Source organism: Modicisalibacter luteus DSM 23508 (assembly GCF_000378505.1).
In the GTDB taxonomy this organism is placed as follows: Bacteria; Pseudomonadota; Gammaproteobacteria; order Pseudomonadales; family Halomonadaceae; genus Modicisalibacter; species Modicisalibacter luteus.
In genome coordinates this window covers 1-9883 of the sequence record NZ_KB900018.1, presented here as the reverse complement: position 1 = coordinate 9883, position 9883 = coordinate 1, and the positions used below count along the sequence as shown (strand labels likewise).

10 protein-coding genes and 3 pseudogenes are annotated in these 9883 nt (G+C 55.7%); 7 read left to right on the top strand and 6 right to left on the bottom strand.

The features are described 5' to 3' along the window. Positions 1-935, bottom strand: a 935-nt coding sequence (locus tag F568_RS0121460; RefSeq protein WP_019016649.1) for a thiamine pyrophosphate-binding protein, incomplete at its 3' end; no start/stop codon positions are given. A gap of 527 nt (positions 936-1462) precedes the next feature. Beyond that, positions 1463-1717: an integrase core domain-containing protein gene (locus F568_RS23650; protein ID WP_268247064.1), complete on the bottom strand. Its 255-nt coding sequence runs from the start codon at positions 1715-1717 to the stop codon at positions 1463-1465. Positions 1718-3076: 1359 nt separating this feature from the next. Between F568_RS23650 and F568_RS0121435 the strand changes: the two are divergent. From F568_RS0121435 to F568_RS0121425, 3 genes and pseudogenes are all read left to right on the top strand, one after another. Beyond that, positions 3077-4097 (top strand): annotated as a pseudogene (locus F568_RS0121435) (IS3 family transposase). 30 nt (positions 4098-4127) lie between these two features. Next, positions 4128-4289: pseudogene (locus tag F568_RS24695) on the top strand (sulfate transporter); the annotation flags it as partial. 16 nt (positions 4290-4305) lie between these two features. After that, on the top strand, positions 4306-5160 hold the full coding sequence (locus tag F568_RS0121425; RefSeq protein ID WP_019020799.1) for a universal stress protein: 855 nt from the start codon (positions 4306-4308) through the stop codon (positions 5158-5160). A 261-nt stretch (positions 5161-5421) separates the two neighbouring features. On the opposite strand, the gene F568_RS24690 is transcribed toward F568_RS0121425, so the two are convergent. From F568_RS24690 to F568_RS24125, 3 genes are read right to left on the bottom strand one after another with little or no spacing between them, the layout of a single operon-like run. After that, the gene (locus F568_RS24690) at positions 5422-5790 is read right to left on the bottom strand and encodes a response regulator (RefSeq protein ID WP_169338695.1); all 369 of its coding nucleotides are present in this window, start codon (positions 5788-5790) and stop codon (positions 5422-5424) included. After that, complete coding sequence (locus F568_RS25330; RefSeq protein WP_169338694.1) at positions 5772-6164, bottom strand: hybrid sensor histidine kinase/response regulator; 393 nt, start codon at positions 6162-6164, stop codon at positions 5772-5774. Before F568_RS25330 ends, F568_RS24690 begins: the two co-directional genes overlap by 19 nt. 44 nt (positions 6165-6208) lie before the next feature. Further along, positions 6209-6796, bottom strand: a complete 588-nt coding sequence (locus F568_RS24125) for a PAS domain S-box protein (RefSeq protein WP_026300710.1) — start codon at positions 6794-6796, stop codon at positions 6209-6211. 135 nt (positions 6797-6931) lie between these two features. Between F568_RS24125 and F568_RS25185 the strand changes: the two genes are divergently transcribed. Beyond that, positions 6932-7279, top strand: a complete 348-nt coding sequence (locus tag F568_RS25185; RefSeq protein WP_156817541.1) for a hypothetical protein — start codon at positions 6932-6934, stop codon at positions 7277-7279. Positions 7280-7673: 394 nt separating this feature from the next. Here F568_RS25185 and F568_RS25180 read toward each other — a convergent pair whose 3' ends face one another. Then, positions 7674-7826, bottom strand: coding sequence for a hypothetical protein (locus F568_RS25180; RefSeq protein WP_019020796.1), 153 nt, complete (start codon positions 7824-7826; stop codon positions 7674-7676). Positions 7827-7979: 153 nt separating this feature from the next. Here F568_RS25180 and F568_RS25975 point away from each other — a divergent pair, with 153 nt between their 5' ends. The 3 genes and pseudogenes from F568_RS25975 to F568_RS25970 form a co-directional block, all read left to right on the top strand. Next, entirely contained in the window at positions 7980-8186 is a 207-nt protein-coding gene (locus F568_RS25975) for a flagellar transcriptional regulator FlhD (protein ID WP_229804356.1), read from the top strand. A gap of 130 nt (positions 8187-8316) precedes the next feature. Beyond that, a complete protein-coding gene (gene flhC / locus F568_RS0121390) occupies positions 8317-8853 on the top strand; it encodes a flagellar transcriptional regulator FlhC (RefSeq protein ID WP_019020795.1) in 537 nt (178 codons plus the stop codon). Between the two features lie 403 nt (positions 8854-9256). Further along, a pseudogene (locus F568_RS25970) lies at positions 9257-9883 on the top strand (IS5 family transposase); the annotation flags it as partial.

The window sequence follows — 9883 nt, the reverse complement described above, 5'->3', positions numbered from 1 at the left end:
TAGCGCATGCTCACTTGCCGACCATCGATGTCGATCTGCACGCCGCGAGCTTGCCCTTCCTCGGGCAGGAATTCCGAATAGGGAAAACCGGAACCGATCATCAGCAGCGTGTCACAGTTCGACATCATCTCCCAACTCGGGTTGGTGCCGAGCAGGCCGATAGAGCCCGTAACAAATGGCAGGTCGTCGGGGAGCGCTGCGCGCCCCAGCAATGCCTTGGCGACACCCGCGCCTAGCTTCTCAGCGACCTGTATCACTTCATCGGTGGCATTGAGCGCCCCAGCCCCAACCAGGATGGCGACTCGTTCGCCTTCATTGAGCACGGCGGCCGCCCGCTTGAGGTCGTCCTCGTGTGGCGCTATGCGCGGGTGAGAGTAGCCGACACCGGAGTGGATCGTGCCGTGCGCATGCGGAGGCTGTTCAACGGCAGGCTGGGATTGCAGGTCATTGGGAATGATGATGGCAGTCACGGTACGCTCGGACAGGGCAATACGTATGGCCCTATCGACCAAGTGGCGAATCTGTCCTGGACTGGTCGCCATATGCACGTATTCATGAGCGACGTCCTTGAACAACGAAACAAGATCAACCTCTTGCTGGTATTCGCCCCCCATGGCCGCACGTGCCTGCTGGCCAACAATGGCAACGACCGGCTGATGATCCTTCTTGGCATCATATAGACCATTGAGCAGGTGAATCGCCCCCGGGCCGGAGGTTGCCGTGCATACACCCACTTGGCCGGTGAACTTGGCGTGGGCACAGGCCATGAACGCCGCCATTTCCTCGTGCCGGGTCTGGATGAACTCGAACTGCTCGCCTGCCCGGTTCAGTGCTCCCATGATCCCGTTACTGCCGTCACCGGGATACCCGTAGATACGCTTGACATTCCATTCCGATAACCGTTTTAGCAAAAAGTCACCGACCAACTCACTCATGTCGAAGCCTCCATGCCAGGCTAAAGCCAGACTGGCTCAGAAGTTAAATTTCTTACGAATTGATATGGTATAGATGCCAGAAGCGCGCTCGGTCAATCAAAGTAGCAGCCATCAGGCTCGTGCCAGACCCGCTTCAAGTGCGCCCTTATTCGATACAATTCATTTATTTAAGCCATTAGCATGAGTGGAGATAGCCATGACATTGACGCGATTCCCTGCATCGGCTCCGGCATCTTTGATACATTACTAATATTTAAACGACAAATAACTCTTTCTATATTGATCCTTTATGTGTAGATAGCGATTAAGGGATCTATTTCAATTTTCTGTTTCTCGCTGAGACTGGAACAAGCGGGAATCTCGAATCTTTAATCGAAGATAAGGGAGGACTTACATGCAACATCGCAAACGAATCAAGGATTATGGCTTTATCAGCAGCATGATCTACCGGCTCCCGCGTGAAGTGGACCCCATCCGTTGGACCACCTGACAGACAATTTAAGCTCTGACCAGATTGTCATCAGGCGTCAGGCCGCCCGGGTCAGTAGTTGATCGAAGTACACCTCATCGGGTGTCGCATCGTCCAGCCCCTGATGGGGGCGATGTTGGTTGTACCAGGTGAAATACGTCCTCAACTCCTGACGCAGGTGGGTACCATCCCCCAAGGCCTTCAGGTAGATGCACCCGTACTTCGCGCTACGCCAGAGCCGCTCGACGAAGATATTATCCCGGTAGCAACCCTTTCCATCCATGCTGATCCGGACGCCGTGGGATTCCAGCACCTCGGTGAACGCCCGGCTGGTAAATCGGCAACCTTGGATAGGCTGTCAGGCCCTTCTTGGGTCACATGCTTCGACGAGGCGAAACCTCGCCGCCAGGTTTCCCGGATCACCGACAGGTCTAGGGAAGGACACGTGTCCATGGTCAATCAGTGTTTGGTTCAGGCAACCCGACAAACCTCACGGCACCCAGTATTCCGGATAGGTCGATCGCTGTTAGAGTCAAGCCAACCCAGGAATACCTGGCACTTCGTCGTATTACTGCGCCGTATTGACGGCGCTATTGCGGATCTCGTCGATTTCAGGGATCGCATTAAACTACCTGTATATCTCTCCAAGCTACGCAACTCCGCAGAGGCCAAAGCCAGTGGCGCACGGTATACACGCACTTTATTAGCCATGGCTTCAATAACGGTGAAGAGAATTTTCTTGAGGAGATGCTAGCTCAGCCATTTGCTGATCAAGTCATCGATGGCGTTGTGTTTCGGGTGGCTGCTGGAGATAGCATCTGCCAACGGACTGCTGCCGCTTCGACTTGGGCGAAGGTAAACGATAAGAGGGTAATTTTGCACGTAACCTTGGCAAACGATAATCCCGCCCAGATAGCCGATGATGAGGTGGCCACAGCGAATCGGGTGGCAGCCAGCCTGATGACTGGCTATGCTCATGCTTCCGAATGTTCGCTTTATTTTGATACCTTAGCTGATATGGACCGCGGCTATTTCCCACGCTTTGGCCTCGTCGACCGGCGATACAATCCGCGCCTTGCTGGCAAGGACTGCAGGGCGAACTTGCCAATGTCGGGCTTCTGGAGCCCATTTCCGAATATGAAGTAGACGGGGGAAATGTCTTGGTAGCCGAGAGCGGCCAAAGTCGACTTTATTTATTGCTGCCAGCTGAACGTATGCATTTAGCGGGCGTAGTATTTGAGAAGACAAGGCCCGGGGAGACGAGGGTGGTTGACTTGGGCACGAGTAGCGAAGCAAAAGGGCTATGGCATAAGACGGAGCAAGGCTTCAGGTTGAGCGTGAATTCGAGTGTTTCCTGCATAAGCCTCACTTGATCATAATCCAGCGTGAAAGCAGCGAAGGCCTTGATACATAACGGCTCGAGGGGTAAGGGGCGCTGCCTGATCCTATATCGGTTAGAAATGCCTTGCTAATCTGGCCGCACTTTAGCCATGGAATACATACTGCGTTTTCGCTGTCGGAGCCGATCCCAGACGGGCCCGTGCTTGATCGTAATCCTGCGCTGGCGAAATAAAGTTTAGACTATTGCTGCTAAAACCCTATGAAGTGGTCCAATTGGAGCGGACACATCGATAAGCCTCATAATGAAGGCAGTGGGAGGCAGTGGGGGTTCATGACCAAGAAGACTCGACGTCGGTTTTCCGATGAGTTCAAGGCGGATGCGGTGAGCCTGGTGATGGATCAGAGATATTCCCTATCCGTAGCCGCCCGGCGCCTGGGGGGGAGCGCAGCGTACTGGATCGTTGGTGCCGCAAGCACCGTCAGCAGGCATCCAATGCCCCGAGCCGGCAAGAAGATGATCGCGATGCCGAGATCAAGAAGCCCCGTGAAGAAGTTCGTAAACTTCAGGTTGAAAAGGATATCTTAAAAAAGGCGGCGGCCTTCTTCGCCAAAGAGTCGAACGAAGATTCCCGTTCGTCGAGTCGGAGAAGGCCACCTACCCTGTGGCCATGCTGTGTCGGGTCATGCAGGTCAGCCGGCGCATGGCCAGAGAGCTACGCCGCCGCGGATACGACATCGGTCGCTACCAGGCGCGGAACCTGATGCAGGAAGCAGGCATAGAGGCACGGCAGCGGCGACGTTGGCGTCATACGACCAACAGTCAGCACACCTTGCCGGTGGCTCCCAACCTGCTGAACCGCCGATTCATGGTGGCAGCACCAAACCGGGTCTGGGTGGCCGACATCACGGCGATCTGGACGCTGGAGGGCTGGCTCTATCTGGCGGCGATCCTTGGCCCTCATGATCGGCAATGCGTGGGCTGGGCGATGGCGGACCCCATGCGCACGCAGCTGGTGCTGGATGCTCTAGAGATGGCCATGGGTCGCCGGAAGCCCGAGGAAGGGTTGCTACATCATAATGACCGCGGCAGTCAGTACGCGTCGCATGAATACCGGTTCACGCTGGTTCGGCACGGGTTCCGGGCCTCGATGAGTCGCAAGGGGAACTGTTGGGATAACGCCGTTATGGAGCGCTTCTTCGGCTCACTGAAAAGCGAGTGGCTGGCTGGCCAGCGATACGGGAGCCGCCAGGCAGCACGGCGGGACATCGAGATGGAGTACAACAGCTGCCGGCTCCACTCGACCCTGGACTACCAGACGCCGAGGGAAGTCGGACTGGCAGCTGTGGCTTGAGAATATGTCCGCTCTTACTTGACCAGAACACTTACAGCGGTAGGTGCCCTCGATAAGGTGGTGATTAAGTTCCGCCGAGAAAGGATAGATGTTGAGATTATCGGTTTGAACGAAGCCAGCGCGACCATCGTCGACTGCTTCGCCATCCATGATAAACCCGACGCCGTCGAGAAAATGATGGGCGGCCACTAACAACAAGGAGACAACTATGACTCAACAGATCATGGCCTGTATCGATGGCTCCAACTTCTCGCGTGCAGTATGCGATGCTGCCGCTTGGGCCAGCCTCCGGCTATCGGCGCCGCTGACATTTGTGCATGTCATCGACAAGGAAGCCAATCCTGTCGTTCATGATTCGAGCGGGCAGATTGGCCTGGGGTCGCGTGAGCATCTGCTGGAGGAACTCGCGGCGCTGGACGAGCAACGGGGAAAGATCGCGCAGCAGCAGGGCAGGCTGATGTTGGAAGCTGCTTGTCAGCGCGCGACCGAAGATGGCGTAAGCGAGCCGTCGACTCGACAGCGTAACGGCGAAGTTGTCGAAGCCCTGTATGAGTTGGAAAGCGAAATTCGCCTTCTGGTACTGGGAAAGCGGGGTGAGTCTGCCGCCTCGGCCAGTGCGCACCTGGGATCGAACTTGGAGCGCGTCGTTCGCGCCCTGCATTGTCCCATTCTGATCACTGTTGCTGAATTTACGGCTCCTCAGCGTGTACTTATAGCCTTTGATGGGAGTGAGACTGCGCATAAGGCAGTGGAAAAGGTGGCCTCTAGTCCCCTGCTGGCTGGTTTGGAGTGCCACGTAGTGCTGGTTGGGGTAGACACTGAAGCTCACCGTACGCAGTTGACGTGGGTCGAACAACAGCTTGAAGGGCGCGGAGGAAAAGTCATCACCTCGATTCAATCGGGAGAGATCGAGCTGGCGCTTCGCCATTACAAGCAGCTGCATGGGATCGACATGCTGGTCATGGGGGCCTATGGACACTCGCGTATTCGCCATTTGCTGGTGGGCAGCACAACCACCGATATGATCCGCCATGCCTCCGTCCCCATTCTTATCATCCGCTGATGTTTTCGGCCTGGCCGTCGGGCCAGGCCCGATGCATAGGAGGGCTTCGGTGCGATTCGATTCATGCCTTAATCGCATGAAACCATTACTCAACGACACCGGCCACGTTTGCCATCGTCTTTGTACATAGAGCACCATTTATTGCTTTCGAAGCGCTTCCTTGAGCGAGTCCTGGCTGAACGGCTTGGCCAGTTTGGGAAGGTAGGTGGACAGCTGCAATTGCTCGGTATACTCCGAGGCCAGGATGAGCGGAAGCGCTAGTCATTCCTGGTGTACCGCTTCAGCCAGCTCGGCGCCGGTCATTTGGGGCATGGCATGATCGGTAATCACCAGATCGATGGTGTCGTTGTGTTCGAGCAGGGCATAGGCGTCTGCGGCATTGTCCTTTTCTACGACCTGGTGCCCCAAATTCTCCAGCATGGCGGCCACGCTGAACAGAACCAGGCTGTCGTCGTCCACCACCAGGTACTTGAGTGGCTGCTCCTTCGGGCTCGGTTTCCTGGCTTGCCCGCTCTGCTTGTTGACAGTGCCCCGGGCTCTGGGCTTGGCCAGGTTCGAGCTGTGCTGTAGGTAACCAGAGCTCGACGCTAGTTCCCTGGCCTGGGCTGCTTTCAATATACAGGCGGCCACCCAATTGCTCGGCCATGTCGTGCACCATAACAGACCGAGTCCGTACCCTCGCCTGGATCCTTGGTAATAAAGAAGGGCTCCATGGTCTTGGTCAACGGCCTTGCCCATCCCTGCCCCTCTATCCGGCACGACAACACGCACATAGGGGCCAGCGTCAAGGCCATGGTGTTGTCCGACGAAGCCAGCTCATTGGCCGCCGACAGGGTAATATCACTTCCATTGGCTATCGCATCACGGGCATTCACTATCAGGTTGAGCAGGAACAGTTCCAGCTGATTGGTGTCCGCCAGGATGGCATCCAACCCCAAGGGGAAGCGGGTTTCGATATGGACTTGCGGCCCCCAGGATTTGTTGCAGCATCTCGGACATATCATGAATCAGCTTGGGGACTTCCAGCACTTCGGGGCGCAGCTCCTGGCTACGAGGAAAAGCCAGTATATGCTGTGTCAGCGAAACCCAGCGCTGGACCCCTTTGAATGGCATTCCAACAGGCGCGTAGCTTTAGGGTCGTTGCGTAGGTGCCAGGCGGCGATGTACAGGCTTCCAAAAATACCATTAACAGCCTGTTGAAATCATGGGCAATACCACCGGTCAACTGACCGAGGGGTTCCATTTTCTGCGATTGGAAAAGCGCTTCGCGGGCCTGCTCCATGGCTTGTTGTGTCTGTCTCGACTCGGTGATATCGCGGGTGATCTTGGCGAACCCCAGCAGCGTACCATCATCGCTATATATGGCATCGATGACCACATAGGCGATGAACAGGCTACCGTCCTTGCGTTGGCGGTAACCTTCCTTCTCGAAGCGGCCTGTCGTACGTGCAATGGTCAGTCCACGCTCAGGCTCGCCCTTGGCCCGGTCTTCCTCGGTGCAGAGCCGAGAAAAATGCTGGCCGACGATCTCCTCGGGCAGGTAGCCCTTGATGCGCTGAGCGCCTTTAAATTTGAGGGACGATGGACGACAAAAGCTGTGCTTGAAGACATCAAAACCGGAAGTATCCATCTTCATGATAAGAAAGGTACCTTTCATAGTTTGGCACGTAACCAGTTAATTAAGCTGGCCAATTTTTCACTGCCGCTCTAAATTGGTGGCTTATTCAAGGCGTTAGCTTTATACGCGGATATCAATAAGGAGTGGTTGTCAATGTCAGCGGTAAAAGCAATTATGTCACTGAGAGGTTCGGTTAAAACCCCTGTAATTATTGAGGCTTTAGGTGAAGCTGGAGGGGAGGAGGCAGTAAAAGAAATTATGTCGCTGAGGAGTTCAGTTGGAACACCGGCAGTTGTAGGGGCTTTAGGAAAAGCTGGAGGAGATGAAGCGGTAAAAGCGATCATGTCACTGAGAAGCTCAGTTGGAGCATCTGCAATTGTAGAAGCCCTAGGCGAAGCTGGAGGGGATCAAGCAGTGAAAGCAATTATGTCGCTGAGAAGTGCAGTGGGAACCATTGCACTTGTGAAAGCATTAGGCCGGGCAGGTCGTAACGTAAAGTGATTAAAGCTAACAATGCCAAGCACGGCGACGCCTTTTTTGTTGCGGCTTAAGCCGCGGCTCCATTCCAAGCGTCGGTCAGCTGGTAGCGTTGGAGAGAAGAAGAAACCCTGCGCTTGGGTGCAGCCTCGTACCCGGTAGATGCGATACTGCCCCGAGGCCTTCTGCCGTGATCACCAGGTAAAGAATGTGCCCATGTCGATCATGCAGAACATCAGCTTACGGGCTCTTTCGTCCTGCTTCTGATTGCTGACTACAGCTCGGTCGATCTTGAGCCCCGTTATTGGCTGGGGGGCTGCGGTTCGCGGTCGGCCGAATAACTCAGGAAAGTCCGCCTTGCACTCCACTTCTACCGGGCGCAAGCGCATCTCTGTCTAGAGCATGGCATCGGGGGGACTCAGGCATGTTTTCCTATTCCAGCGTCCTGAGCCAGCACGCTTCTGGTGTCTCCAGGCCACCAGTTCTTACAATGCAGTTCCTTACGGGACAGGCCGGTTTTGGCCTCCTTAAAGACATTGGTAATCTGTTTTTCGCTGAGATGCTTCTGCATGTTGGACTCCTGTGTCTCTGAGGAGTACTGATGAGGGGGCGATCTCTCACATGTCTAGACCCTAGGCTCAGTCTATCGGCTGACGCGCCCAACGTGACATAGGAGGATTGTTTGCTACATTACTAATCTGAATTTGCAGCTAGAGGAGGCGACATGCAACACGGCAGCCTCTTAAATGATATCCAAGAGATCAATCTCACGTATTTCCTCCTGGCTAAGAGGATGATCAAGGAGGACCGCGACACTGCGTGGGTCCGCCTAAAGATCACGAGCGGTATGGCAGATTTGGTGGCGGCACTCTCCACACCAACTGGCCCGATCCAACCAGCGGTTGTGCCGATTGATACACGTAGAAACTGACCAGTTCTCAGGCTGGCTGACAATCCTCGCGACTTGGGAAAGCGCCAGACACAGACGGCTTTGCTTATGACAGCTGAGCCCTTCTCACCGTATGACGATACGGTGTCGGCCTGGCACGGAGGGTAAGTTTATGACTGCGAAGAGCCTCGTCAGTGAAATGATGCAAGTGCAGGTAGCTATCGAGCTGATCGAGCTGGGCGCTCGCCTGCAGGTGCTAGAGTCAGAGACGGAGCTAAGCCGTGCGCGGCTGATTAGGCTTTACAAAGAAGTCCGCGGGATGTCACCACCCAAGGGAATGTTGCCGTTCTCTACCGACTGGTTCTTGACTTGGCAGCCGAATATCCATGCCTCGCTGTTTTATAATATCTACCGCTGCTTGTCTGAAGAGGTCGGGTGCGAGCGGCTGACCGCATTCATCAAGGCTTACAGACTCTATATTGAACAGGTTCTGCTGGAAAATGCCGACCCGGTACTAGGGCTGACGCGCGCCTGGACTTTGGTACGCTTTTTTGAAAGTGATCTCCTGCAATTAACCAGCTGTACGGCATGCCGGGGCCGCTTCGTGGCGCATGCGTACAGCCTCTCGCAGCATTTCGTATGCGGAATCTGCCGTCCCCCATCACGAGCAGGCAAGACCCTCAAGGCCCGTGTCGCTAAGCAGGCCTAATGTCGCCAGGCCCTAGGGCGACGCGCCAGTGATGCCAGCCGTCGGCCGGGGAGCGCCTCGGCCAATCCAAAGTCAGGCCTCTATCGTTGATAGCCACCCTAAGCGCGGGGCGGGCAGCAGCGCCCCAAGTTCTTGCAGTTTGCCTTCGACCGTTACCGGTTGTGTCGCTTGCGTACGGTTTGGAATTTGACTCGCTAGAGACGGCTCGGCGTCGCTAGCGAGTCCGTCGGTTACTCTATCGCTGCGAGGATAATGCATGGTCGTATAGCAGTTAGAACAGCCTGAAACTTGGGGCATCCTCCGCTACTTGTTGAAGCATAAGTATGGCCCTTCGGTACTACGCTTTGTCTGAACAATGACGGCACCTCCAAGCCTTTCCTCCATCAGGCTTGGAGGTGCCAGCATGGCAGGACGTTACGAAATTTCCGATCAGGGTTGGGCATCGATTGAAGATATCGTTTCGCCTGGTAAGCCTGCTGGGCGTGGGCGCCCACGGCGCGATGACCGGCAGATGCTCAACGGCATCTTCTGGATCCTCTGCTCCGGTGCCAAGTGGCGGGATCCGAACGCTTCGGCCCGTGGAAAACGGTCTATCAGCGTTTTTGACAGTGGCGAGATGACGGCACACTCGAACGTATCCTGTCACGCCTTCACCTGAAGCTCCGGGAAGATGGCTACATGGATCTCGATACCTGGATGGCTGACTCCACCTCGATTCGAGCGACTCGCTCTGCCGCTGGCGGCGGTAAAAAGGGGCTCTCGGGAGCCGGTAGATCATGCGCTTGGACGAAGCCGAGGCGGACTGACCACCAAGATCCATCTGGTCTGCGATGCCAATGGCGTGCCGCTGAGCTTCCTGCTATCGCCTGGCCAGCACGCCGACTCGCGCTATCTCGTTCCTGTCATGGAGCAGATCCGCTTGCCAAGGTATACGGGACGCCCACATAAGCGATGCCACCATCTACTGGCCGACCGAGGTTACGATAGTGATCGATTGCATCGATACTGCGACCGGTACGGGATACGGCCG

Bases quoted from the DNA above. Each gene is read 5' to 3' on its own strand.
- F568_RS0121425 (WP_019020799.1), top strand. From the start codon at position 4,306: ATGACTCAACAGATCATGGCCTGTATCGATGGCTCCAACTTCTCGCGT.
- F568_RS25330 (WP_169338694.1), bottom strand. From the start codon at position 6,164: ATGATATGTCCGAGATGCTGCAACAAATCCTGGGGGCCGCAAGTCCAT.
- F568_RS24125 (WP_026300710.1), bottom strand. From the start codon at position 6,796: ATGAAGATGGATACTTCCGGTTTTGATGTCTTCAAGCACAGCTTTTGT.
- F568_RS25185 (WP_156817541.1), top strand. From the start codon at position 6,932: ATGTCAGCGGTAAAAGCAATTATGTCACTGAGAGGTTCGGTTAAAACC.
- F568_RS25180 (WP_019020796.1), bottom strand. From the start codon at position 7,826: ATGCAGAAGCATCTCAGCGAAAAACAGATTACCAATGTCTTTAAGGAG.
- F568_RS25975 (WP_229804356.1), top strand. From the start codon at position 7,980: ATGCAACACGGCAGCCTCTTAAATGATATCCAAGAGATCAATCTCACG.
- flhC (WP_019020795.1), top strand. From the start codon at position 8,317: ATGACTGCGAAGAGCCTCGTCAGTGAAATGATGCAAGTGCAGGTAGCT.